The organism is Pseudoalteromonas sp. MM17-2 (assembly GCF_022347945.1).
Lineage (GTDB): Bacteria > Pseudomonadota > Gammaproteobacteria > Enterobacterales > Alteromonadaceae > Pseudoalteromonas > Pseudoalteromonas ruthenica.
In genome coordinates this window covers 208,509-230,825 of sequence record NZ_JAKRFV010000007.1, presented here as the reverse complement: position 1 = coordinate 230,825, position 22,317 = coordinate 208,509, and the positions used below count along the sequence as shown (strand labels likewise).

28 protein-coding genes are annotated in these 22,317 nt (G+C 47.7%); 19 read left to right on the top strand and 9 right to left on the bottom strand.

The window, feature by feature from the left end; all coding sequences use genetic code 11:
• The 3 genes from MHM93_RS08645 to MHM93_RS08635 all read left to right on the top strand — a co-directional run.
• Positions 1-613 (top strand): hypothetical protein (locus tag MHM93_RS08645; RefSeq protein ID WP_239448700.1); only part of this gene is annotated, 613 nt, incomplete at its 5' end.
• A 21-nt stretch (positions 614-634) separates the two neighbouring features.
• Positions 635-1,333 carry a hypothetical protein gene (locus MHM93_RS08640; RefSeq protein WP_239448699.1) on the top strand — a complete coding sequence of 233 codons (699 nt, stop codon included), beginning with the start codon at positions 635-637 and terminating at the stop codon, positions 1,331-1,333.
• 65 nt (positions 1,334-1,398) lie between these two features.
• On the top strand, positions 1,399-2,070 hold the full coding sequence (locus MHM93_RS08635) for a DUF1176 domain-containing protein (RefSeq protein WP_239448698.1): 672 nt from the start codon (positions 1,399-1,401) through the stop codon (positions 2,068-2,070).
• Between the two features lie 208 nt (positions 2,071-2,278).
• Here MHM93_RS08635 and MHM93_RS08630 read toward each other — a convergent pair whose 3' ends face one another.
• The 5 genes from MHM93_RS08630 to MHM93_RS08610 form a co-directional block, all read right to left on the bottom strand.
• Positions 2,279-2,503 (bottom strand): hypothetical protein, encoded by a 225-nt coding sequence (locus tag MHM93_RS08630; protein WP_239448697.1) that lies wholly within the window; start codon positions 2,501-2,503, stop codon positions 2,279-2,281.
• A gap of 78 nt (positions 2,504-2,581) precedes the next feature.
• Positions 2,582-3,604: an ABC transporter ATP-binding protein gene (locus MHM93_RS08625; RefSeq protein ID WP_138548311.1), complete on the bottom strand. Its 1,023-nt coding sequence runs from the start codon at positions 3,602-3,604 to the stop codon at positions 2,582-2,584.
• Positions 3,605-3,625: 21 nt separating this feature from the next.
• The gene (locus MHM93_RS08620) at positions 3,626-5,116 is read right to left on the bottom strand and encodes an iron ABC transporter permease (RefSeq protein ID WP_239448696.1); all 1,491 of its coding nucleotides are present in this window, start codon (positions 5,114-5,116) and stop codon (positions 3,626-3,628) included.
• Positions 5,116-6,156, bottom strand: coding sequence for an ABC transporter substrate-binding protein (locus MHM93_RS08615; RefSeq protein WP_239448695.1), 1,041 nt, complete (start codon positions 6,154-6,156; stop codon positions 5,116-5,118). The genes MHM93_RS08620 and MHM93_RS08615 overlap by 1 nt, the downstream gene beginning before the upstream one ends.
• Positions 6,157-6,969 (bottom strand): hypothetical protein, encoded by an 813-nt coding sequence (locus tag MHM93_RS08610; protein WP_045979908.1) that lies wholly within the window; start codon positions 6,967-6,969, stop codon positions 6,157-6,159.
• A 258-nt stretch (positions 6,970-7,227) separates the two neighbouring features.
• On the opposite strand from MHM93_RS08610, the gene ybaK reads away from it, so the two are divergent.
• The 6 genes from ybaK to MHM93_RS08580 all read left to right on the top strand — a co-directional run bounded on the left by ybaK (position 7,228) and on the right by MHM93_RS08580 (position 12,542).
• Positions 7,228-7,689, top strand: coding sequence for a Cys-tRNA(Pro) deacylase (ybaK, locus tag MHM93_RS08605; RefSeq protein WP_138508305.1), 462 nt, complete (start codon positions 7,228-7,230; stop codon positions 7,687-7,689).
• 278 nt (positions 7,690-7,967) lie between these two features.
• Entirely contained in the window at positions 7,968-10,229 is a 2,262-nt protein-coding gene (locus MHM93_RS08600; protein ID WP_239448694.1) for an acyl-CoA dehydrogenase, read from the top strand.
• 99 nt (positions 10,230-10,328) lie between these two features.
• The gene (locus MHM93_RS08595; protein ID WP_239448693.1) at positions 10,329-10,718 is read left to right on the top strand and encodes a DUF393 domain-containing protein; all 390 of its coding nucleotides are present in this window, start codon (positions 10,329-10,331) and stop codon (positions 10,716-10,718) included.
• Positions 10,697-11,407, top strand: coding sequence for an SDR family NAD(P)-dependent oxidoreductase (locus MHM93_RS08590; RefSeq protein WP_239448692.1), 711 nt, complete (start codon positions 10,697-10,699; stop codon positions 11,405-11,407). The genes MHM93_RS08595 and MHM93_RS08590 overlap by 22 nt, the downstream gene beginning before the upstream one ends.
• 18 nt (positions 11,408-11,425) lie before the next feature.
• Complete coding sequence (locus tag MHM93_RS08585; protein ID WP_239448691.1) at positions 11,426-12,076, top strand: flavin reductase; 651 nt, start codon at positions 11,426-11,428, stop codon at positions 12,074-12,076.
• A gap of 64 nt (positions 12,077-12,140) precedes the next feature.
• Positions 12,141-12,542, top strand: coding sequence for a cytochrome b562 (locus MHM93_RS08580; protein ID WP_239448690.1), 402 nt, complete (start codon positions 12,141-12,143; stop codon positions 12,540-12,542).
• An 18-nt stretch (positions 12,543-12,560) separates the two neighbouring features.
• Here the strand turns inward: MHM93_RS08580 and MHM93_RS08575 are convergent, their stop codons facing one another.
• The 4 genes from MHM93_RS08575 to MHM93_RS08560 form a co-directional block, all read right to left on the bottom strand.
• Positions 12,561-13,643, bottom strand: coding sequence for a substrate-binding domain-containing protein (locus MHM93_RS08575; RefSeq protein ID WP_239448689.1), 1,083 nt, complete (start codon positions 13,641-13,643; stop codon positions 12,561-12,563).
• 110 nt (positions 13,644-13,753) lie between these two features.
• Positions 13,754-13,897: a type B 50S ribosomal protein L36 gene (ykgO, locus tag MHM93_RS08570; RefSeq protein ID WP_022945177.1), complete on the bottom strand. Its 144-nt coding sequence runs from the start codon at positions 13,895-13,897 to the stop codon at positions 13,754-13,756.
• The gene (locus MHM93_RS08565; RefSeq protein ID WP_022945176.1) at positions 13,894-14,148 is read right to left on the bottom strand and encodes a type B 50S ribosomal protein L31; all 255 of its coding nucleotides are present in this window, start codon (positions 14,146-14,148) and stop codon (positions 13,894-13,896) included. Before MHM93_RS08565 ends, ykgO begins: the two co-directional genes overlap by 4 nt.
• A gap of 279 nt (positions 14,149-14,427) precedes the next feature.
• Positions 14,428-15,081, bottom strand: coding sequence for a DUF6058 family natural product biosynthesis protein (locus tag MHM93_RS08560; RefSeq protein WP_239448688.1), 654 nt, complete (start codon positions 15,079-15,081; stop codon positions 14,428-14,430).
• Between the two features lie 170 nt (positions 15,082-15,251).
• Between MHM93_RS08560 and dapA the strand changes: the two genes are divergently transcribed.
• The 10 genes from dapA (at position 15,252) to MHM93_RS08510 (ending at position 22,314) form a co-directional block, all read left to right on the top strand.
• Positions 15,252-16,169 (top strand): 4-hydroxy-tetrahydrodipicolinate synthase, encoded by a 918-nt coding sequence (dapA, locus tag MHM93_RS08555; protein WP_239448687.1) that lies wholly within the window; start codon positions 15,252-15,254, stop codon positions 16,167-16,169.
• 190 nt (positions 16,170-16,359) lie between these two features.
• Positions 16,360-17,061 carry a beta-ketoacyl synthase chain length factor gene (locus MHM93_RS08550; protein ID WP_239448686.1) on the top strand — a complete coding sequence of 234 codons (702 nt, stop codon included), beginning with the start codon at positions 16,360-16,362 and terminating at the stop codon, positions 17,059-17,061.
• On the top strand, positions 17,051-17,821 hold the full coding sequence (locus MHM93_RS08545; protein WP_239448685.1) for a lysophospholipid acyltransferase family protein: 771 nt from the start codon (positions 17,051-17,053) through the stop codon (positions 17,819-17,821). The genes MHM93_RS08550 and MHM93_RS08545 overlap by 11 nt, the downstream gene beginning before the upstream one ends.
• Positions 17,818-18,081 carry a phosphopantetheine-binding protein gene (locus tag MHM93_RS08540; RefSeq protein WP_045979917.1) on the top strand — a complete coding sequence of 88 codons (264 nt, stop codon included), beginning with the start codon at positions 17,818-17,820 and terminating at the stop codon, positions 18,079-18,081. The genes MHM93_RS08545 and MHM93_RS08540 overlap by 4 nt, the downstream gene beginning before the upstream one ends.
• Positions 18,082-18,094: 13 nt before the next feature.
• A complete protein-coding gene (locus MHM93_RS08535; protein ID WP_022945170.1) occupies positions 18,095-18,340 on the top strand; it encodes an acyl carrier protein in 246 nt (81 codons plus the stop codon).
• Positions 18,341-18,348: 8 nt separating this feature from the next.
• A complete protein-coding gene (locus MHM93_RS08530) occupies positions 18,349-18,918 on the top strand; it encodes a hypothetical protein (protein ID WP_152441665.1) in 570 nt (189 codons plus the stop codon).
• Complete coding sequence (locus MHM93_RS08525) at positions 18,902-20,281, top strand: AMP-binding protein (RefSeq protein ID WP_239448684.1); 1,380 nt, start codon at positions 18,902-18,904, stop codon at positions 20,279-20,281. The genes MHM93_RS08530 and MHM93_RS08525 overlap by 17 nt, the downstream gene beginning before the upstream one ends.
• Positions 20,274-20,633 carry a thioester dehydrase gene (locus MHM93_RS08520; RefSeq protein WP_045979919.1) on the top strand — a complete coding sequence of 120 codons (360 nt, stop codon included), beginning with the start codon at positions 20,274-20,276 and terminating at the stop codon, positions 20,631-20,633. Before MHM93_RS08525 ends, MHM93_RS08520 begins: the two co-directional genes overlap by 8 nt.
• A complete protein-coding gene (locus MHM93_RS08515; protein ID WP_239448683.1) occupies positions 20,630-21,370 on the top strand; it encodes a glycosyltransferase family 2 protein in 741 nt (246 codons plus the stop codon). Before MHM93_RS08520 ends, MHM93_RS08515 begins: the two co-directional genes overlap by 4 nt.
• Positions 21,367-22,314, top strand: coding sequence for an acyltransferase (locus tag MHM93_RS08510; protein WP_239448682.1), 948 nt, complete (start codon positions 21,367-21,369; stop codon positions 22,312-22,314). Before MHM93_RS08515 ends, MHM93_RS08510 begins: the two co-directional genes overlap by 4 nt.
• Positions 22,315-22,317 lie beyond the last annotated feature (3 nt).

Sequence of the window (22,317 nt, the reverse complement as noted above, 5' to 3'; positions counted from 1 at the left end):
ATACTCTTTTTGTTTGGCGACATTAGAATACCACCAACAGGCAGTTGATCGTCTGTCACCTCTTAACCATGAGTGGTGCACTTATTATCTGAATTCGGGTGACGCTGACGTTACTGATTTGCGATGGGCCGCTTATATGCTGGCTACAGTCTATATTGAAACAGAATTCTCATTTATACCATGTAGAGAGAATCTTCTGGGACAAGGTAAACTTTATGGCATCGAAATTGAAGTGATAGATAGCCATGGTATTCGTGGTAAAAAGAATAAGAAATATAAAAATATTTATTATGGCCGTGGTTACTGTCAGCTTACATGGGAAGATAATTACTTGGAAATAGGAAAAGCACTTGGATATGACAATAAGTTGTATATAGATCCTGATTTAGCGTTACAAAAAGATATTGCCTATAAGGTTATCTCTTATGGTATGCGTTATGGTTCATTCACCAGAAAAAAATTGTCGCACTATATCAATATTGCAAAAACAGATTACAAAAATGCAAGACGTATTATAAATGGGCAAGATAAGGCGGAGAAAATAGCGGAATACGCTAATAAGATAGAGTTTTTACTACGGCTGGCCGCCCAGCCAATTACTGCTATTCGCTGAACTAAATAAGGGTCACAGATTATGTCTAAATACTGTATGTGGGTACTGTTAGCTGCAAGTTTTTTATTCCTCTCAGCTTGCTTTGCCGCACCTAGCAACCAGCTTAGTCAGCAACAAAATAATAAGCGCGACAATAGCACAGTTATTGAGCCGCAAACTCGGGCCCAATGGAAGCAGATAATACAATGGCCAGATGCTTGCGATGAAGGAGTTAGTGACATAAGTTTCTCCAAACATTTTAAAGGCTTCTGGGTTCATCCATGGTCTCAAGGTCGACGTTTGGTTCAGGTTGTCTGTACAAGAGGCACCTATAATCTCGGCGTCATATTTTATCTTGAGACGGAGAAAGCGTCGAATCAGTTTACCTTGCTTGTCTTCCCACAATTTATTTCCGCAGGGTCTGCAGAGTCCATGATTGCAAAAGTGCTATCAGGTCAATTGGGGACAGCACCTTATTACCAATTCCAGCGCCCTTTGGTGTGGGGCAGCATCTTAACTGATATGTCGGGTGATACCATTACCAATGAGAACCGCTATCGTGGTGCAGGAGGCTGCGGCATATTGACTTCCTACCAAATTGTTGAGGGGCAGCCTCAGGTGGCGTCTTTACGTATCAAAGAGGATTGCACCGAGGCTTGGCTAGCTCCAGAGTTATGGCCACTGATTAAAAAGAGCGACTATGCAAGCTGGCCTTTAGTGGTATTAGAGGAAGAGGAGTAACAATTGAATTAGGGCTGCACTATAAATGTGCACCTATAATATTGTGAATTGGTACAAGGAAAAGTATGAAAGACCTAATTCGTTGTCTATTCTTTTACGTTCTGCTCGGGCAGTCGCTATTAGCAAATGAGCAAGGCGCAGAACTGTCCTGGCAGGAAACACGCGCGCAGTGGAAGCGGTTAATACAGTGGCCGGATAGATGTGATGAAAACATGGAACCTTATCTTGAGGTTGAGTTACTTCATGGTTACTCAGTTCACCGTTGGTGGGACGAGCGGCTTTTGGCCATTGTCACCTGTGCGATGGAGGGTAATAACTTCGGGGAATTACTCTATCTCGAAACCACAAAGAATTCGGGGAAATTTAATTTACTTTCCTTTCCACAATTTAAAACTGCTGACAGGGCCTCGGGTAACATAGAAAGAGTTATCTCGGGTAAGTTGGATGTGGCACCCTATTATCGCTTTCATCAATCTTTGCTGTGGGGGAATATTCGTAGGGATTTGGCAGGTGGAAGCATAGTCAATACATATAAGTATCGTGGTTTAGGGGATTGTGGGGTATTAACCGCTTATGAGATTAATGGTGATCAAATCCAACTGGCTTCTTTGCAGATTAAAGATGATTGTCACGGACCGTGGTTAGCCTCTGAATCGTGGCCGCTGATTGATGAGGCCGAGTATATGACCTGGCCTGTAGTCGTATTAAAAGAAAGAGTACGAACAATAGCAAATTGAATCAGGGACGAATAATTAGTGAGCAAAATTTTGGCACTAAGCTTTTTGAAGAGCCACTTTCCTTGATGCGAGCTTTAAAGCTTAGGGAGTATGTGGCGCCCGAAGGAGAAAGGTTTCTTCGACGGGGTGAAAAAGTTCTTTGATGACTTAACCAAGTAAGAGTGAGCTCGCCAAAGTAAAAAAGCGCCTTAAGGCGCTTTTTTTGTATCTAATTGAGCAGCAATGCTTGTTCTGTAACGTCTGAACAACGACACAACTGCACATCTTCTTGGTATCTCACCTCGTGTACGGATGGCGCGCTACGCGTTAGTTGCTCGCACCGTGCTGCACATTGACGTTGATGCTGCCAGTAATCGTACTCACCTGAAATCAGCCACGTAAGGAGTATCGCCACGACCGCTAAGCTGGCAAGGCGGATATTTCGACTCAGCATTGTCTCTCACCCACTCGCTCGTATACCTTCACTAACCTTAGTACACAACCAGCGTTGAGAGCGAACTTTATCCCGTAACTAGGTGCTGCTCTGGATCGTAAATGCGGCTAATGGGTGTGAGGTGCTTAATGAAACATGTACTTTATCGCCAGGGCGAACTAGCATTTCATGGCTCACGCGGCTGGTCACCGTGGTTTTGCAGGGCAGTTCAATCGCGCACAGTCTGCTGCCGCCTTCAAACCTGACCCAAGTAACAACACCATTGCTGTTGTTTGCATCTTGCGCTAATAACACATCGTCTGGGCGCAGCAACACATCTACTTCCGTTGCGCTGTCGTCAATCCCTACTACTGGCGCTATTCCTATCGCGGTACTGGCTTGGTGGTGTTGATGTTGTCCGCGAATAAAGCTTGCCTCGCCTAAAAATCGTGCAACAAAGCGATTGCTTGGCATGCTGAAGCATTTTTCTGGGCTATCAATCTGTTGAATTTTACCATCGCGGAGCACCCCGACGCGGTCGCCCACAGAGAGCGCTTCTTCTTGGTCGTGGGTCACCCAAATAGCGGGCACGCCGGCTTCTTTCAAAGCGTTGCGAATATCCCAGCGTAGCGTGTCTTTAAGCGCTGCATCTAGATTTGATAAGGGTTCATCCAGTAGCACAAAATCAGGCTGATGCGCCAAAGTGCGGGCCAGGGCAACACGCTGTTTTTGGCCGCCGGAGAGGGTGGCTGGCTTTTTATCGCGAAATGCCTGAAGGCCAAGTAAGTCAATCCAATGATCGGCCAGGGTGTGGTCTTTTAAACGAAAGCAAATATTTTGCTGCACATTTAGGTGTGGGAACAACGCAAAGTCTTGGAATACCATACCTACGCTGCGTTTTTCAGGAGGCACCGTTTGCGTGGGGGTAGCGCGCCACTTGCCAACATCGATTTGCCCCTCACTGATGGGAATAAGCCCGGCGAGGGCTTGCAAAATTGTGCTTTTTCCACAGCCTGTGGGGCCTACGAGCATCAAAATTTCGCTTTTATCAAGGGCCAGGTCGAGTTCACTGACAACGCGATTGCTACCGTAATCGATAGACAGCTTACTTACAGATAGCATGTTTAGGTTTCCTCTTCACGTTTAACTGCTGCGCTTCTCGCCCGAAAGCATAATAGCGAGGCCGCCGGCGGAGATCACTACTAGAAGTAGCCCTGGAATTGCTGCGCGACCAAAATATCCGGCCTCATACACTCGCCATAGGTAGGTAGACAGGGTCTCAAAGCCAGTTGGACCAAGCAATAAAGTTGCTTCGAGCTCGCGCATAGACTCTAAAAATACCAGTGCAGCACCAGCGACAATGCCGCGTGCAGTCAGGGGCAAAGTCACGCGCTTAAAGGCCTCCCTCGGAGAAGCACCTAATACCCGCGCGGATTTGACTAAACTGCCATCCAAATGTTCAGTGCTGGTACGAATGCTCCCTACGGCTAAAGGGAGAAAGCGCAGTACATAGGCAATCACTAATAAAGCGAGGGTTTGATAGAGCAGGGGTAATTGCAGGCCACCATATACCAATGCTGTGCCCATAACAATTCCGGGAATACCAAAACCAAAGTAGGTGACGCGCTCCATAATACGCCCGGCCTTGCCGGTCAGTGCTGCATGGGCAACGGGGATAGCGACAATCACGGCGGTGAGCGCGGCTATAATCGACGCATACGCCGAGTTCCAGGCGATATTTATGTCAAAATCGGCAACGCCATCACGGGCGAGCCAAAGCATAAAAATAGCCAAAGGCAAACCAATAGCAAGCATCAGAATAGGTGTGAAAATGGTAAATAAACCCATTAACTGCAAGCGACTGGGGAACAGGACAAGCGCACGACCATGGCGCTCGGTGGCGGTTTTTATCTGTGATTCTAAAAACAATAAGAAGCCAACAATACACATTAACTGTAATGACAGCATTGCTGCTCGATTTAGGCCAAAGGCATTGTATTCAACGTAGATAACACGGGTGAAAGTATCCAGGCGCATCATCGCTGGGGTGCCAAAATCGGATAAGGTATACAGTGCCACCAGTAGCGAGCCGGCGGCGATACCATTGACCACGCGCGGTAAAATCACCTTAAAAATACTGCCGGTCATGGACATTCCTAAAGTGCGCGCAGCGTTGACCATACTGGCATCTAAGCTTAATAGCGACGAGCGGGTGGTCATCATCACAAAAGGAAAGGTATAAAGGGTCATCACTATCGCTGCGCCGCTGAGACCATACATAGGCGCGGTGGTCAGGCCAAACAACCCTTCTATTTCGCCACCGGGACCGAATGCGGCATACAAGGTAAATGCCCCGATATAACTCGGGATAGCGAGGGGAGCGGCAAAAAGAACTAACCAGAACTTTTTCAGTGGTAAGTGCACATACGCGCTTATAAACGCCAAGGGCACGCCGATAAGGATGGAGCCCAACACGGTCAATGCCATTAGCGCTAAGGTGTTGCCGAGAATCTCGAGATTATGACTGTCAAATAGGGTGTTAGCGTCACTCGCTAAGCTCAGCAGCACATACACAGGGGTTAGGGCAACTAGCGCCGCGAGCAGCGCTAGAGGGTAAGACGCAGGTAGGCGCATTACAACACACCGCTGGCGCGCATTAAATCGAGAGTCGGTCGCAAATCTGCTAGTTGTGTTAAGTCTACTTTGGGTGGTGAAATACTAGCCAGTGGCGGCAGCCCTTGTGGCTGCGAAACACCGCTTATAAGTGGAATTTCATAGGCTTCTTGGGCGAGATAACTTTGTACTTCGGCGCTTAGTAAGTAGCGCATAAAGTTCACTGCTAATGGGTCTTCGCTCAGAGCCAAAATACCAGAGGCATTGACTAAACAGCCAGCATCATCATTGGTAAAGGCTAACGCTAAATTGGCATCGGGCTTACCGGATTTCAACCTTAAGGTGTAATAATGGTTGGCAAAACCAATATCTACCTCACCGCGTTCAACAGCCATCACTACGCCCAGTTCGCCAGCGTAGGATTTGGCGCGTTTTTGCACCTTCTTTAACCATTTTGCGGTTTTGTCATCACCTTCTATGAGGCGCATGGCCGTGACAAAAGATTGGAACGAAGCGTAAGCGGGTGCCCAACCGATGCTCAAGTCGCTCTCGGCAATATCCATAATATCTGTTGGGATCTGCTCAACACTTAGACGCTCAGTGTTGTAGGGTAAAGTGCGAACCCTGCCAGTCACCGGTGCCCAACCAGGGTAACGGAACTGGGGCTGAAGCTGGGCAGACAGATCATCAGGTAAGGGGTGGGCTAGGCCTGCATCGGTGACCAGACCTATAGCGCCAGAGTCGACGGCCCAGAACAAATCGGCGCGCTGCACGCCCATTTTAGCCTCGGCTACAATAGTATTTGCCAAAGCGGCAGTCGGACCACGACGGATCCCAAGCTCTAGTTTGGGGTTTTTGTCTTGGATGGCTTGTAACACGTTTTCATACAAGCCACCTTCACCGCGACCGAGGTAAAGCGTCAGCTTCCCCTCTAAACGCGGTAACTGATCAACAGAAACAGGACTGGCTGTGGTCGCGGCAAATGCACGTGACAGAGGCAGCGGCAAGGCGCCAGCCACCCCTAACGCAGCTAGGCCTTGAATAAAGGTCCTACGCTTCACTTAAAATACATCCTTACGTGCTTTTTCGGCTTTCTCAATCAACGCCTTAGCGCGGTCTAATTTTGTTTGCATATCAATGACAACGTTGCGCACCGCATCAACGCCTTTATCATCGGCGATGGCTTTAGGCAGCGTAACGTTAAAATCTTTTTCTAGTACTTCAACGAGGTTAGCGTCTTGCTCAATCAGCGTGCCCTCTACGCCTTCAAAAAGGTGCAAGTAGGTATCGTGGACAATGCTGGTCGCTTCTTCATTAAGGCGCTCTGCGTATTTGGCAACCACGCGGTCCAGTTTGTGCTTGATTTCAACAATGGTGGCACTTTGGGTCATGGACTCCGTTGCTGTGGTTTTAACGCTCTCAAGCAAGCCTTTTTGTTGGTACTGCGCGGCAAGTTTAACAGCCCCAAGACCCTGCCACAAGGCTGCATTCATGGCTTGTTGTTGGGTACGCACGTTGCTGCTAGGTTCGCCATTATCAATGGCCATTTTTACACCATACAAACCTTGCCAAATCGAGGCATAAACCGGCACATAATTAGTTTCAATGGCACTGTGGAACTTAACCGATTCCCAGTATTCAATGAGCTCATCACTGTTTACTGACTTTTTGCCTTGCTGTTCATATTTGCTGACTAGGGTATCAACCTTGCCAACCATCCATTCAACTTCTTCTGAATAGTCTTTTAAGTTTTCCTGTAGGTGATTTACGTGCTCACCAATTGGGCCGTTTGCAAAGGCTGGTTGAGTGGCTACGGCAGAGGCTAGAACAAGGCCAAGGCCCGCGAGTTTTATAGAGTGTGACCATGTTTTCATAATTAGATTACCGAAAAGTATAAGTGTAAATGATAGCTATTATCATATCCCTCGAGGCGCACTTAATCAATACGCAGACAACCCCTTATGAGTGATTTCATGACATCCTAACGAAGCTTTTATGAAACTTAGATTAAAGTTACACTGAGTTAACATAAGAGCCTTGTTATCATATAGTTAGCTAGGTTCTGAAACATAGACAAAGAACTAACCCCGCAGTATGCTTTAAGTTACAGATGATAAAGATATGGACACACTATGACCCCCGCTGTGACCCTATTAGAAAAGCACAAACACGCATACGAGTTGCTCAGTTTTAGCCATGACCCTCAAGCTGACAATTACGGTCAGGAAGTCGTTGCCAAGCTCTCTCTAGATTGTGAAAGCGTGTTCAAAACCTTGGTTCTTAAAACCGCGAATAATGACTATGTTGTCGCCATTACGACAGTCAATCGCACGGTCGATACCAAAGCGCTGGCAAAATTAGTGGGGTGTAAAAAGGTGGCGATGGCCAGTGCGAGTGAAGTTGAGCGCATTACCGGCTATGTGCTTGGGGGAGTCAGCCCATTTGCGCAAAAAAAACGCTTGCCGACTTTTGTTTATCAAAGTGCACTACAACAGCCACGTATTTATGTCAGCGCAGGCAAGCGGGGCGTTGAGCTGGCAATTGCACCTGATGTGTTAGTACAGTTACTCCCAGTAAAATTCGGTGCCTTCTAGCACAGGCTCTGTGCCTTTTCCTTATCTTAACTACCCGAGCGTTTGGGTATTGTTTTGATTTACAGCCCGCCTGCTTTTTCGTCTCAGCCGATACCAAGGTAAATAACAAAAAAACTCAGCGTACAACTGTGCGCTTAAAGCCATTTAATTTCAATATGTTAATTGCACCAACTTAAACGGGAATTGAAATTTCTGTTAAAAAACTGGTTGGACCAATTGATCTGTTTGTATTTTTATGCCGTAATAGTGGGTAAATTAACTGGTCTGATGAGTTGGTTATGAGCTTACGTACTAAATTGAAAAAAATCCTTCCGAGTATTTCTGTTACCGAGCAAGAGGCGCTAGACGCTGGTGATGTTTGGTTAGAGGGCTCGATTTACCGGGGTAAACCTGACTTTGCTGCCCTGCGCGATGTGCCAGCGGCAACCTTGAGTGCCGAAGAGCAGGCATTCCTCGACGGCCCAGTGGCACAATTGCTTGAGATGATTGATGAGACCGAAATCCAATCGGGTAATCATCTCCCTGAGCATATTCTAGAATTTCTTAAAAAAGAGCGCTTTTTCTCGTTAATCATCCCGAAAAAGTTTGGCGGTTTAGAGTTTAGCCCATATGCAAACTCTACCATCGTTGCGACAATCTCAACGAAGTCATCGGCGGTGGCAGTGACAGTCATGGTGCCTAACTCCCTAGGCCCAGGTGAGTTACTGCTTCACTACGGCACTAACGAGCAACAAAATCACTATTTACCACGTCTGGCTGATGGCCGCGACATTCCTTGCTTCGCGCTAACTAGCCCTGAGGCCGGCTCTGACGCCGGTGGTATCCCAGACATTGGTGTGGTTAAAGAAGGTGAGTTTGAAGGTAAGAAAGTACTGGGTCTTGAGGTCACTTGGGACAAACGTTATATCACCTTAGCCCCTATCGCGACTGTACTTGGTTTGGCGTTCAAAGTCGTAGACCCTGATGGGCTACTCGGTGGCAAAGAAAACCTAGGTATCACTTGTGCGCTTATTCCTCACGACCACCCTGGCGTGCAATTAGGTAACCGTCACGACCCGATGGGCGTGCGTTTTTATAATGGCACGACACGCGGCGAGAAAGTCTTTATCCCGATGGAGTTCATCATTGGCGGACAACAGAATATTGGTCGTGGTTGGCAAATGCTGGTGAGCTGTTTAGGCGCAGGGCGCGGTATTTCACTACCTGCACTGGGCGTATCGGTATCACAAGTATCCTTTAAAGGCGCGGCAGAATACGCCGCAGTGCGTGAGCAATTCGGCTTGGCTATTGGCCAATTTGAGGGGATCCAGGAAAAACTCGCGGATATTGCCGGTAAAACTTACTTGCAAGAAGCCATGCGAGTGCTGACCACCGAAGGACTTGGCATGGGCTTGAAGCCATCAGTGGTAACCGCTATTGCCAAATACCACATGACTGAAATTGGTCGCGATGTGCTTAATTCAGCAATGGATATCCAAGCCGGTAAAGCGATTCAACGCGGCCCGCAAAACACCCTAGCTAGCGGCTTTGTGGCGCAGCCTATCGCTATCACCGTTGAAGGCGCAAACATTTTGACGCGCAACCTGATGATCTTTGGTCAAGGTGTAATGCGTTGTCACCCGTACCTGCAAAACATGGTTGAGGCGATTCACTCACAGGAAAAAGATGCCGACGCGACGTTCAATCGCATCTTGCGCAAAACTGTGGGTTACAGCACCGCAAACGCACTTCGTGCATTTAAGCACGGCATGCTCCCGTTCACTGCGTCAAGTCAGTCAAACTTGCCAGAGGTGCGTGAATATGAAAAAGCGGTACATAAGCTATCCTCTCGTTTAGCAGTATACGCCGATTTCTCGCTACTGGTGTTAGGTGGCAAGCTTAAGCAAGCAGAAATGTTGTCAGCGCGTTTAGGTGATGTGATGAGCTATATGTATGCAGCTATGGCATCCATTAAATACTATGAGCAAAAAGTCAGTGCTGAGGATAGAGAGCAAGCGGCTCCTTACTTCCACTATGCAACTCGTTGGGCGTTGCAGCAGGCGGAAAAGGCATTGCATGCATTTTTGGATAACTTCCCTGCGTCTGGTACGCGTAAGTTCATGCGCTTTTTGACATGGCAGTATGGCTACAAAATGCCTGCTATCGGCGACGAGTTGGTACGTGAGCTGGCGAAGCAAGCACAGCTTGATACCAATATTAAAGCGCAACTGACGCATCTCGTTAAGCCAACGCCAGGTGATGGCCATGACATTAATGAGCAAGCTTACAAAGCAAAACTGGCTAACCTAGACAGCCTAGCGAAAGTGCGCAAGGCTATTAAGTCGAAGCAGATCCGCTCGGGCGTGCGCTTTAGCGAAACTCTCGACAATGCGTTAGCGGCAAGCGTTATTGACGCGCAGCAGTACGCGTCACTGATTGACTATAACAACAAGCGTGAGCTGGCTATTCGTGTTGATGAGTTTGATTACGATATGAACTTATTAACCCCTAATGGTGAGCGCGCCGATGGCGAAACCACGACGTTGCGTAATGCTAGTTAACTGATAGATGCCAACGCATCACACAAGCCCTTGAGCTCCGGCCAAGGGCTTTTTTGATCTTCTCCCACCTATGGCGCGTATTTGTTTGCGGAGGTAAGTATGATCACCTTATTCTATGATGCGCAATGTCCGCTGTGTGTGGCGGAAATGAGGAAATTAAAAAAAGCGGATACGCGAGATGAAGTTCAACTCATTGATATTCACGATAGTCAAACCATGGCCGCTTATCCGCAGGTGCAATTCAGCGCTGCTAATCGTATTTTGCATGCCGTGGACGAGCAGGGGCAACTGTACCTCGGTTTAGATGCCACGGTGCGAGTGTGGCGACAAGTCGGCAAAATGCGATGGCTGGCAGTTTTACGCTGGCCGGTCATTAAATGGTTTACGGATATTGCGTACCGACTCTTCGCTCGTTATCGCCTCCCTGTTTCTCGGCTATTAATGCCGAGTCAGTGTGCGAACAACCAATGTCGCAATCCCAAGTCATGAAACAGGCGCTGATCATCGGCGCTTCCAGCGCAATTGCGAAAGCCCTTATTGAGGACCTTGAACAGCAACAGGTGGAGGTTACATCGGTTTCGCGTAGCCAACTTGAGCGCAGCCCGCATTCCCTCGTTGATTATAACGATGAGGCTATTGATGAATGGGTGAAAGAGCTCAACGGGCAGCGATTTGACTATATCTACATCTGCAATGGCGTTTTGCATGGCCAAGGCGTGGCTCCTGAAAAATCCTTATCGGCTTTTAATGAACAGCAATTCAATGAGGTGATAAGAGCTAACACCCTAGTTCCCATGTTGTGGCTTAAGCATACACCGGTGCTAGTCCCTCGTAATGAACCGTCTGTGATAACCATTTTCAGTGCCCGAGTTGGCAGTATTAGCGATAACCGATTGGGAGGGTGGTACAGTTACCGAGCCTCCAAGGCGGCGCTAAATATGTTAGTGAAAACCGCGTCTGTGGAGGTGCGCCGCACCCACAAACAAGCAAAGTTCGTGCTGTTTCATCCTGGCACCACAGACACGCCACTGTCCAAACCTTTTCAAAAAAATGTTCCTGAGCACAAATTGTTTACGCCTACGTTTGTTGCTCAGCGGCTGCGCGAACTCACTATGGAAACACAGGATTTACCTGAGTGCGGCTACTTTGATTGGGACAAATCTGCTATTCAATTTTAACTTATTTAGAGCGTTTTTATGCATTTTAGTAAACACGACATTGAGCAGATGCCATCGCGGTATCGCGCTCATTTTATTAACTCTTTGTCTGGCTATAAAAGTGCCAATTTAGTAGGCACTGCAGATAATCAAGGGCGGCATAATCTTGCCATTGTCAGCTCAGTGGTACACTTAGGGGCGCAGCCACCGCTGGTGGGGATGATCATGCGCCCGGACGTGGTCGAGCGCCACACTCTGGCCAATATTCGGGAAACCGGTTGGTACACCTTGAACCAAGTTCACCAGTCTTTTTGGCAGCAGGCGCATCAAACATCGGCCAAATACCCGGCAGGTGAGAGTGAGTTCTCAGCCACTGGCCTCACTGCCGAATTTATAGGTGATTGCCCCGCGCCCAGTGTGGCCGAGAGTCAGCTTTGTTATAGCGTTAAGCTGCTAAGCGAGCAGCCAATAGAGTACAACGGTACCATCATGTTGATCGGTGAAATTGAACAGGTGGTACTTAAGCAGCCGGCCTTGTTTGAGGATGGCCATATCGACCTCAACAGCTTGCAAACGGTCGCAGTGGCGGGGTTAGATGGCTATCATGTGGGTCACGCTCTGGGGCGCTTACAATACGCCCAGCCAGACAGTGAACCGACAGTACTTGAGGCGAAGTGTAAAGGGGATTGACAGGGCGCTTGTGTCCTGTCGATGCATCGGTACAATAGCGACTCAAAAGACAAGAGATGTAACTATGTTGCCATTACTAAAGCGCTTTAGCGCCCTTATTTTATTTACTTTGCCATGTTTGTCCCAGGCTCAATCTCAGCAGGTCGACCTTGAAGCGGTGATGAAAAACATGGGCCATAGCTACAAACAAGCAATGAAGGCGCAGCAACCAACAATCATGAGTCATGCTCTGAAGGACCTGAAAGAGCTTGTACAAGAGGCCAAACGAGCGCGCTTCTCAAAGGCAGCAGAGCAATCACAACAGGGGTTGGATAAGGTGCTTGAGCGTATAGCCTCGGCTGAACAACAACTTGCTCAGGGGCAACTTGAGGCTGCCCGTGAAACTCTCAAAGACATCGATATGCTGCGTAAAAAGTATCACGAGCTGCATGAACCGCCAGGCTTCTGGGAGCTATTGTTCGGCTAACCATTAATACTCCTTTTCTTAAGGGCAGCGCGATGCTAAGCATTGCGCGAGGTTGGATAAAGTGAAATTTAACGGTTGCGCTGCAGTTTTGCTAAACCGAGTAAAGTCGATATCCCCTAGCCCCTTATTGTGCAACGCATTAATAAGGGGCGTAAATTGCGGATCATTGGCGGCGAATATTGGGTAATTGGCATCAGAGCCGAAGGGCTGCTCAAGTATATGGGCGTCGTAAAGAGCAATAAGCGCAGCGGCTCCTAACAGTACATGCCCGCCGACAGATACATCTGCACTGACATTGCTTGGGACCTTGTCCCAATTGATACCGCCGATAACAGGCTGCGTCTCTCCCCGAGCATTACGGGCAGCACGCACAACACCGTTGGCGATGGGGTCATTGGCCGCCCACACCATATTAATTTCTTTGAACCGGGCTAGGGCTCGGATACTTTTTCGAAACCCTTCCTCTTGAGACCAATTAGCGACATCGCTGTGCACTAACTTAATATCGCGGTGCTGGCGTAAGAAAAGTTCTAAACCATGCTTGCGGTTGATTGCCGAGTCGGTACTGTAATCTCCATGCAGAGCTAATAAGTTGAGGGTTGTGCCATGAGCAAAGCGCGACTTCGCAATGTGGTATAAAGCATTTGCCAACTGATAGCCTGCGTCGAAGTTATTGGGGGCAAGATAGCCAATGAACCATTGTGGTTTAGTTTCTAATACCTCGTCATCTGGGGCGTTAAATATAAACAAAATAGGCTTGGTGATTTCGGGAGAGCCATTGAGCCACTGTGTTACCGCCTTCTTTTCGTCAACCACAACAATATAGTCGGCATCACTGCTCATTGCTTGGCGTAGCTGCGACTTCATTAAGATGTGGTTTCGGTTGGCGTAACTCACCGTCAATTCGATATTTAAATCTTCTGCGACGCTGTTCATGGCAGAGCTCACATTACGCCAAAACAAACCCGTGGCATTATTAAATTGATGACCGGGATTCACAAAGTAGACTTTTAGCGCGGGTGATGCAGTTTGCGCCTCGACTTTGGGGCTGATAAAAGCGAGGGCGATATAACAGAGCAGTGTAAACAGAAGATACTTCATTGTGACCATGCAATAGCGGAAGAGATTTAAGTGTATGCATAGGGCCACAAACAGTAAAGTTTAGACTGGTACGTAAACAGTCAATTGGCTATTTACGCACCACTTTTACATTATTTGCGCTTTTTGCCGCCTTTTCCTTGCACTGCTTTAAAGCGAGGGTTGGATTTGCAAATAACGAATACGCGGCCGCGACGTTTTACCACTTGCGTACCGGGGCGACTCTTGGCGCTTTTTAAAGAGCTCAATACTTTCATTTTCTTGCTCCTAAGCCTTTAAAACGACGGTTAAATTGGGCAATACGGCCATCTTTACCTACGGCTTTTTGTTTGCCGGTGTAGAAGGGGTGAGACGCACTAGAAATATCAATAGCGACGTAAGGGTAGGAAACGCCATCAAGGGTTACAGTTCTGTCTGTATGAATGGTTGAACCAATAACAAAGTATTGATCAGCTGATGTATCATGGAAGGCCACTTTTTGGTAGCGAGGGTGAATATTAGGTTTCATAGCAATACCTCCTTAATTATGTGATAACATATCACCTTGTTAATATTGTTGCAACTAATTCTCATTTGCTTGGCAAGAATGTGCTTGACTTGTTTATTACAACACGCAGGCCAGAAGCCGTGCACAGCGATGTTTAGTATTAAAGTGCTGAGCTAGTAGAGGCGGGTGCGTTATTTTTCACCCTCATTAGCAAATAAACAGGGCTGAGCCCGCCAAGTTATATAAAGGCGTACTGACCTGATGCTAATACTTGTAAGCACGTGATGTAGCACAGCCACTCTACATTTTTACTGATAAATCGTACTTCATGGTCAATTTATCCAGGTAGCGAGCACGCAAAGACTGGTCATATTCATGACTTGGCGGCTGAATCAACACTTTGGAAAACTGTTTCATAACAGGGTGTAACTGTTGACGTTGGGTTTTGTCGAGAGCGTGAACAGTGAGTCCCTCAGTAATAGTATCAATGCTATAACGCAATGCATCCATTTGCATGATTTCTTCTATTTGCCCATTGCGAGTTTGTGTGCCGAATTGACCAGTGAGAAACTGTTGCCAAAGGTGGGTGAGGCGCTCGTCAAAGTCTTCGGTATAGCTCTCATCAATAAATACGCCGTCTTGTTGCAAGTTTTGTAACGCTCCCTGCGCACGTTGAGCAAACAGAATAAATGCCGTGCTAGCACTTTCAATATCGGACTTTTGCAACTGTCTGCCCCAATCTTGCATGGCTACGGGATAATACTGCCAAAATACTTGGCAGGGAAAGATCCCTTGGTAAGAATGGCACTGAATACTGTTCTCAAGGCTATAGCTGGCCTGAGGAAATATGCGTAAGTGTTGCCAGTGTTGTAATTGTTCTTGCTCTACACCGAGCAACTGACACAAAGACTCTTCGCGGTAGTAGAACTGTTCAAGGTAGTCGAGTAGATGCATTGGTAAATTCAAATAACTGTATGTATGTACAGCTATTGTGGTTCAAATGCAATTCAGATGCAAGGTGTATAATTTGTTAGCATAAACACGTCAATCAGTCATAGGCATCTGCCATTGCGACGATGGATATGATTAAATGTTGCTATAAAAGAATAAATGAGATTATTTCTATGCGCTCAATGGAAAAAATACGCCAAGCTCGTGTGATCACGGCGATAAAGACGCCTTATACACAAACGGGTGAGGTATGCTTATCCACCTTTGATAAACTAGTTGAAAGACAAATCGCCGCTGGCGTTGATGGTATTGTGGTCGGCGGTACTACGGGTGAAGGTCAACTGATGAATTGGGAAGAGCACTTGATGCTTATTGCCCACAGTGTTTCGCAGTTTGCTGATAAGTTATTGATAGTCGGAAATACTGGCAGTAACAACACCCGCGAAGCGATTAAAGCAACCACCTATGGGTTCGCAACAGGGATGCATGCATCGTTGCAGATTAATCCTTATTATGGGCGTACCTCTGAGGCGGGGTTGAAGGAGCACTTTAGCCGCCTTCTTGATATTGGCCCAGCGTTTATTTACAACGTACCTGGGCGTACGGGTCAGGATTTGACTCCTGATATTATGACTCCGCTTGCACAGCATAAAAACTTTGTCGGCGTTAAGGAGTGCGGTGGCAATGAACGTATTGCCGCCTACGAGCGCCAGGGCATTGCTTGCTGGTCAGGCAACGACGACGAAGCGCATGATGCAATCCATGAGTTTGACGCTCACGGTGTGATTTCAGTAACAACCAACCTGATACCTGAGTTATTTTGTGATTTGATGCACACACCACAACCGCAGCGCAATGAGGAGCTTAAGCCGCTCATGCAGTGGCTGTTTTGCGAACCCAACCCGGTTGCTATCAATACCGCGTTGGCTATGACCGCAGCGGTTAAACCGGTGTTTAGACTTCCATATGTGCCACTGAGCGAGCAGCAGCAAGCCCAAGGTAAGGCGCTCATGGCGCAATTGCAACGCGGTGAGCTAGTTGGCGACGCGCAGCCGGAAATAATAGATAAACAAGCCGTCGTCTATATCTAAAGCAACCACGCCCAAAGTTAGAGTGCGCGTTGCGCACTCGCCATTCACTTCTTTGTCGATAACCTGCAATAGCTGGGGCACTGCTTGGACACTTCACTCCCTTAACCTGCAGTTAATTAGTGCTACATTTTTTGCTATTTAAATAACAATCCAGTACTATTTGCGCCCTTGTGGAAAACGGACTTTAGCGATGAAGTGTGCTGTTGAAAAGTTAGCGATGTATGTGCCGCCGACGGCTGAGATCAAAGACCCAGTAATGACAGACGTTATTGCTTCTTTGGCAACAATTAACAGCGACATTGATGTCAGCTGGGTGAAGCCGATGCAGCGCCGGCGTCTGAGCTTATTTGCGAAAATGGCGCTTAGCTGTGCCAATATGGTTAATACAGATGCACACGCAATGCCTGTTGTGTTCTCCTCGCGTCACGGGGATTTACACAAAACGTCTGACTTACTCGAGCAATTAGTTGAGCAGCAGCCATTATCGCCAACTCAATTTGGTCTTTCCGTACATAATGCAGTTTCCGGTTTGTTATCAATACTAACAAACAATACCGCTGCAGTAACTGCGATTGCAGGTGGTCGGAGCACTTTCTCAAGTGCGCTCATCGAAGCTTACTTGCAGTTACACAGTGGTGATACTGAGCGTGTTTTACTTCTTCATGTGGATAGGGCACTCCCTGACATATACGCGCAATACGCTGACGAAGAACAGGTGGATCATTGTGTTGCTCTAGTACTGAAAAAAAATATCAATGGGCATGGCTATGACCTTCAAGAGTTGCTTGATGCTCAACCAGAACCGTCTTTATCGGCGTTACGGTTTGCGCACGCCGCAACCCACAATCAGTCGATAGATATAGGAAAGTGGCGTTGGCATTATGCTCAGTAAACTGAACTATTGTTGGCGTGTGCTGGGCACAGGGTTTTGTTTCAGTGTCTTTGGTCTTGGCGGTGTTGTGCTCAGTGTATTGGTCTTCCCGTTGCAGCGTATGTGTTATCAAGACCCGCATGTGCGTCAAGCTCGGGCTCGAAAAGTGGTGCATTATAGCTTTCGCTTCTTCGTGGCATTGATGGATACCTTGGGCGTTATTGGTTTTCACGTGTATGACAAACAGGTGCTGAAAACGCTAAAAGGGGAGTTGGTGTTGGCTAATCACCCCAGCCTCATTGACGTAGTGGTACTGATATCTGCCATTCCCAATGCTGATTGTGTTGTTAAAGCCCACTTATTTAAAAACCCGTTCATGCGTGGGGTGATAAAAAGCACTGGCTATATAAGTAATGCCGACCCACAAGGTCTTCTCGAAGACTGTGAGCGCTCTTTAGCACAAGGTAATAACCTCATTATATTTCCGGAAGGTACGCGCTCTCACGGTGGCAACCTAAACCGTTTTAAGCGTGGAGCGGCAAATATTGCTTTACGAGCACAATGTCCCATAAGGGCGGTGTTAATTACAATGCAGCCGAGCACTTTAACTAAAGGGGTGCCTTGGTATCGAGTGGCGCCCGTGAAAGCGCACATGCATCTGCAAGTTGCCCAAGAGCAGCCGCAGCCACGGCTGCAAGATGAACAACCGGTAAGTGTGCAATCGCGCGCGCTGACACGGTATTTGCAAACCTATTTTCATAACCAAGTAGAAAAATTATGAATGAGTTAAAATTACAACTAAAACAACTAATTATAAACAGTTTAGACCTGGAAGATGTCAGCGTTGATGACATTGATGACAGCGAACCTTTGTTTGTTGACGGCCTTGGTCTAGATAGCATCGATGCTTTAGAACTCGGCTTGGCGATTAAAAAAGAGTTTAATGTGAAAATTGATGCCAATTCAGAGCAAACCAAAGCGCATTTTGCCTCAATTAATGCGCTCGCCGAGTTTATCGAACAATCCCGCAACAACGCCTAAGAGTGAAGAAGACATGAAAACCGCTGCTGAAATTTACGACGTATTACGTGGCATTTTAGAAAACGACTTTGAAATTGAAGCCGATGATATCTCCATGCAAGCTAGCTTGTATGAAGATCTCGATCTCGATAGCATTGATGCCGTCGATTTAGTCGTGAAGCTGCGTGAAATCACCGGTAAAAAGATCGAGCCTGAAGCCTTTAAGCAGGTGCGCACGGTATCGGATGTGGTTGACGAAGTACATAAACTAGTCGCTTAAGGCTCCTCATGCTCAAAGCAATTATTAACACGCTGCTGTCTATTTGTTTGCTGGCTTACCCTGTATTGGTGTATCTCGGTTTATCCCAAGGATATAGTCAACAAATCATGTGGCTGTTATTGGCTTTGCTTATTATTCGTGCCGCTTTGAGCTTGCGTATTCAAGTGCTGGGTGGCTGGCTATTACCCACTTCCGTGGCAGGCGTTATTTTAGTGGCCAGTGCCTTAGTGAGCGCACAGCCTCAGCGACTGCAATGGTATCCGGTGATTGTTAATCTTGTTATGGCGGCAGCGTTCGCTTATACACTGGTGCATAAACCCAGCATGATAGAGCGCTTTGCAAGACTGCGCGAGCCACAATTAAGCGACCAAGGCGTGCGTTACACCTATCGAGTGACGCAAATATGGTCCGTTTTCTTTGTGCTCAATGCGGCTCTTGCTGCCTACACCGTGCTACTAGAAGATATGGTGCTTTGGACTGTGTACAATGGCTTAGTCGCCTATATAGCGATGGGCATTTTGGGTGGCGGTGAGTTTGCTTATAGAATGTGGTTAAAGAGCAATGGACAGCTTAAATAAATTAATCGACCTATTGGCGCCAAATTGTGCCAGTGACGAGCACGCCTTCATCACTGCTGATACACTGATTAAGCGTATCAATGCGTTTAGCGCACATTATAAAAAGCTAGATATAAGCACAGCAGTGGTGCTGTATCACAGCGACAGCGTTGAATTCTTTATCCGCCTCATGGCGTTAGCACAAACCCCCATAGACATTATCTTACCGCCCAATGCGCAACCGCAGACTCTAGCGAGAATGCGTGAGTTAAGTGCATTTTTTTGCGGCGAACACAGTGCAGCCTCTGAAGGCGGGTTTAGCTATATTGATGAGGCGCTCGACGCTACGTCCACCTCATCATTGGCCGAGCAACGCAATGACAATATCTATTGGCCAAATGATAAAATAAGCGGTCGGTTAGTCTTCTTTACCTCAGGAAGCAGTGGCCCCGCGAAAGCCATATACAAAACTTGGACAGCGATAAATCGCGAGCTTAACACACTCGAGCAAACCTTTATGGCTCGCCTTGCTACTGAATCACCCCGGTTTGTGGCTATGGTGTCCCATCAGCATATTTACGGTTTACTTTTTAAAGTATTATGGCCTGCCCGTTTCGGCCATTGCTGGCACGGACCAATGTTCCACTATCCTGAGCACCTAGCGCAGTATATTGATTCCCAAGCGCCTAGCAACTGGGTACTGATTGCCTCCCCAGCGCAGTATTCGCGGTTAGTGCAAGATAATGTCCTCGTTGGCAAGCGCAGCAATCTCGCACTGCTATTTTCTTCCGGTGGACCGCTAGAGGACAGCGATGCAACACACTTGTATCAGCAGTTCGAGCGCGCCATTATCCAAGTGTATGGCAGTACAGAAACCGGTGGCATTGCTTATCGCCAAGTCAGCACCAGCGGCGCTATGCCTTGGCAGCCATTCCCAGGTGTCGCATTGCAGCGTCACAACGGACAATTAACACTAAAATCGCCATTGTTAGACGAGCCAATACGCTTAGATGACAAAGTTCAGCTGTTAAGCAACGGCGAGTTTATGCTTTTAGGGCGCGCCGACCGCACTGTTAAAGTGGCGGAAAAGCGGGTAAACCTAGTGGGTATGGAGGCCCGGCTAATAGCTCACCCCTGGGTCAAGCATGCGGCCATTATGCAGCTAAGTACGGGCCGCCTTGGTGCGCTTGTGGTGCTCACTCGCGAGGGCCTACATCAGTTCGAACAATGTCCGCGTAAACATATTAGCCAAACCCTAAAAGTGCACCTTGGTCAAGAATTTGAAGCGGTCTGTTTGCCGCGTAAATGGCGCTATCTACAAAGCTTACCTTACAACTCACAAGGCAAATTAGTGCCCAGTGAACTGGAGTCGTATTTTGACTGATTTTAAAGTCACTCACCCCGATATTGTTGGCGTTGATGAGCAAGCGGATGAGGTATTGCTAACCTTATCGCTTGCGCCCCAGCTTGATTACTTTAAGGGCCACTTTCCCGATGCGCCGATTTTGGCCGGGGTGGTGCAACTGGATTGGGCCATCCACTATGGACGCAAATATTTTGGCTACCATAATGCGGTTGAAAACGTCGAAGTCCTCAAGTTTCAGGTGGTCATGACCCCAGGGCTGGAGGTGACCTTAGCGCTTGAGAAAAAAAGCGAGCACAAGTTCACTTTTCGGTATTATTCGCACAAAGGCCAGCATGCCAGTGGCCGTATTGTGTTTGCGAGTGACGCATGAAACTGTGCATTGTGATCCCCAACTATAACCATACTCAGGTGATTGCCGATGTCATTGCTGAACTTGAGCCTATGGGCCTGGATATTGTGATGGTGGATGATGGCAGTGTGGCTTCGGCACAGCATTATTTGCAGCAATTAAGCGAGCGCTTTGATTGTTTACATTTGCTTAGGCATCAGGTTAATGGTGGCAAAGGCGCGGCAGTGCAAACTGGGCTACGCTGGGCTTATGCTCAAGGGTACACTCATGCCTTGCAAGTAGACGCCGATGGTCAACATTGTTTGGCCGATATGCAAAAGCTTATCGCTAAAGCCAAGGCACACCCCCATTGCCTAATCAGCGGTCGTCCGGTGTATGATGAGTCGGTGCCCAAGCATCGTTATTTAAGCCGCTATATCACCCACTTTTGGGTGTGGGTAGAAACCCTGAGCCTGTCGATTAAAGACTCCATGTGTGGCTTTCGTGTTTATCCACTGGCCCCGTGTATCGCCTTGTTTGATAGCCGAGCCCTGGGGACGCGTATGGATTTTGATATTGAGGTCATGGTGCGTCTGTATTGGCGAGGTGTTCCTTCGCTGTTTATCGATACCCAGGTGATCTATCCAGAGCAGGGCGTGTCACACTTTCAGCCGCTGCACGATAATCTCAAAATTAGCTGGCTGCATACGCGATTATTTTTCGCTATGCTGCCTCGGCTACCTAAGTTATTGCTGCGCAAGCCCAGGGTAGACTCATGAGCCAAACACATTGGTCGAAAATGCAGGAGCGCGGCAGTTATTGGGGCATGCAGTTTTTATTGGCGGTCTACAAGCTCTTTGGTCGCAAGGTGCTGTGGGTGTTTCTTTTTCCTGTGGTGTTTTACTTTTACCTTACCGGGGGCAAGGCGCGCACAGCCTCAAAGCAGTACTGGCAGAATTTACATAGGTACAACAGCACTCAGCCACCGTGGCGTTTTAGCACCGGGCTGAAACATTTTTGTACCTTTGCCGATAGTGCCTTTGATAAAATTGATGCTTGGCTAGGTCGCATTAGCCCAGCGCAAATCAATTATCGTAATCAGCATTTGTTTGATGATTTAGTGGCGCATAAGCAAGGCGCTATTTTTATCGGCTCCCACCTGGGAAACTTGGAGGTATGCCGGGCGTTAGGTATGCGCCATAGCCACTGCGTAATCAATGTGTTGGTGTTTACCCATCATGCAGTGGAGTTTAACCGCACCTTGCAACGCATTAACCCTAATGTCTCAGTTAACCTTATCCAGGTAAGTGAACTCGGCCCGGACTTGGCAATTTTACTGAAAACCAAGGTTGAGCAGGGGGAGTTTGTGGTTATCGTCGGTGATCGAACCAGCACCACGGCAATCGGGCGCGTGCAAAACTGCCCCTTTTTAGGCCGCCCCGCGCCGTTCGCGCAAGGGCCTTTTATTTTAGCTGCGCTACTGGAGTGCCCCATTTATTGGCTATTTTGCATGCGCAACGGACGCGGCTTTGATGTGCACTTTAACAAATACAGCGACGGCTTGTCGTTACCGCGCAAGAGCAGGCAACAGGCGCTGCAGAAAATAATCCAAGATTACGTGCAGGAGCTAGAGACTGTTGTGCAGCAGTACCCTTACCAATGGTTTAATTTTTTTGATTTTTGGCAGCGTGATGAGCACAGCGCGCGCCACAAGGAGAGCTAATTC

Excerpts from the sequence above, each read along its gene's own strand:
- MHM93_RS08640 (WP_239448699.1), top strand. The coding sequence starts at position 635 with ATGTCTAAATACTGTATGTGGGTACTGTTAGCTGCAAGTTTTTTATTC.
- MHM93_RS08635 (WP_239448698.1), top strand. The coding sequence starts at position 1,399 with ATGAAAGACCTAATTCGTTGTCTATTCTTTTACGTTCTGCTCGGGCAG.
- MHM93_RS08630 (WP_239448697.1), bottom strand. The coding sequence starts at position 2,503 with ATGCTGAGTCGAAATATCCGCCTTGCCAGCTTAGCGGTCGTGGCGATA.
- MHM93_RS08625 (WP_138548311.1), bottom strand. The coding sequence starts at position 3,604 with ATGCTATCTGTAAGTAAGCTGTCTATCGATTACGGTAGCAATCGCGTT.
- MHM93_RS08620 (WP_239448696.1), bottom strand. The coding sequence starts at position 5,116 with ATGCGCCTACCTGCGTCTTACCCTCTAGCGCTGCTCGCGGCGCTAGTT.
- MHM93_RS08610 (WP_045979908.1), bottom strand. The coding sequence starts at position 6,969 with ATGAAAACATGGTCACACTCTATAAAACTCGCGGGCCTTGGCCTTGTT.
- ybaK (WP_138508305.1), top strand. The coding sequence starts at position 7,228 with ATGACCCCCGCTGTGACCCTATTAGAAAAGCACAAACACGCATACGAG.
- MHM93_RS08600 (WP_239448694.1), top strand. The coding sequence starts at position 7,968 with ATGAGCTTACGTACTAAATTGAAAAAAATCCTTCCGAGTATTTCTGTT.
- MHM93_RS08595 (WP_239448693.1), top strand. The coding sequence starts at position 10,329 with ATGATCACCTTATTCTATGATGCGCAATGTCCGCTGTGTGTGGCGGAA.
- MHM93_RS08590 (WP_239448692.1), top strand. The coding sequence starts at position 10,697 with ATGTCGCAATCCCAAGTCATGAAACAGGCGCTGATCATCGGCGCTTCC.
- MHM93_RS08585 (WP_239448691.1), top strand. The coding sequence starts at position 11,426 with ATGCATTTTAGTAAACACGACATTGAGCAGATGCCATCGCGGTATCGC.
- MHM93_RS08580 (WP_239448690.1), top strand. The coding sequence starts at position 12,141 with ATGTTGCCATTACTAAAGCGCTTTAGCGCCCTTATTTTATTTACTTTG.
- MHM93_RS08575 (WP_239448689.1), bottom strand. The coding sequence starts at position 13,643 with ATGAAGTATCTTCTGTTTACACTGCTCTGTTATATCGCCCTCGCTTTT.
- ykgO (WP_022945177.1), bottom strand. The coding sequence starts at position 13,897 with ATGAAAGTATTGAGCTCTTTAAAAAGCGCCAAGAGTCGCCCCGGTACG.
- MHM93_RS08565 (WP_022945176.1), bottom strand. The coding sequence starts at position 14,148 with ATGAAACCTAATATTCACCCTCGCTACCAAAAAGTGGCCTTCCATGAT.
- MHM93_RS08560 (WP_239448688.1), bottom strand. The coding sequence starts at position 15,081 with ATGCATCTACTCGACTACCTTGAACAGTTCTACTACCGCGAAGAGTCT.
- dapA (WP_239448687.1), top strand. The coding sequence starts at position 15,252 with ATGCGCTCAATGGAAAAAATACGCCAAGCTCGTGTGATCACGGCGATA.
- MHM93_RS08550 (WP_239448686.1), top strand. The coding sequence starts at position 16,360 with ATGAAGTGTGCTGTTGAAAAGTTAGCGATGTATGTGCCGCCGACGGCT.
- MHM93_RS08545 (WP_239448685.1), top strand. The coding sequence starts at position 17,051 with ATGCTCAGTAAACTGAACTATTGTTGGCGTGTGCTGGGCACAGGGTTT.
- MHM93_RS08540 (WP_045979917.1), top strand. The coding sequence starts at position 17,818 with ATGAATGAGTTAAAATTACAACTAAAACAACTAATTATAAACAGTTTA.
- MHM93_RS08535 (WP_022945170.1), top strand. The coding sequence starts at position 18,095 with ATGAAAACCGCTGCTGAAATTTACGACGTATTACGTGGCATTTTAGAA.
- MHM93_RS08530 (WP_152441665.1), top strand. The coding sequence starts at position 18,349 with ATGCTCAAAGCAATTATTAACACGCTGCTGTCTATTTGTTTGCTGGCT.
- MHM93_RS08525 (WP_239448684.1), top strand. The coding sequence starts at position 18,902 with ATGGACAGCTTAAATAAATTAATCGACCTATTGGCGCCAAATTGTGCC.
- MHM93_RS08515 (WP_239448683.1), top strand. The coding sequence starts at position 20,630 with ATGAAACTGTGCATTGTGATCCCCAACTATAACCATACTCAGGTGATT.
- MHM93_RS08510 (WP_239448682.1), top strand. The coding sequence starts at position 21,367 with ATGAGCCAAACACATTGGTCGAAAATGCAGGAGCGCGGCAGTTATTGG.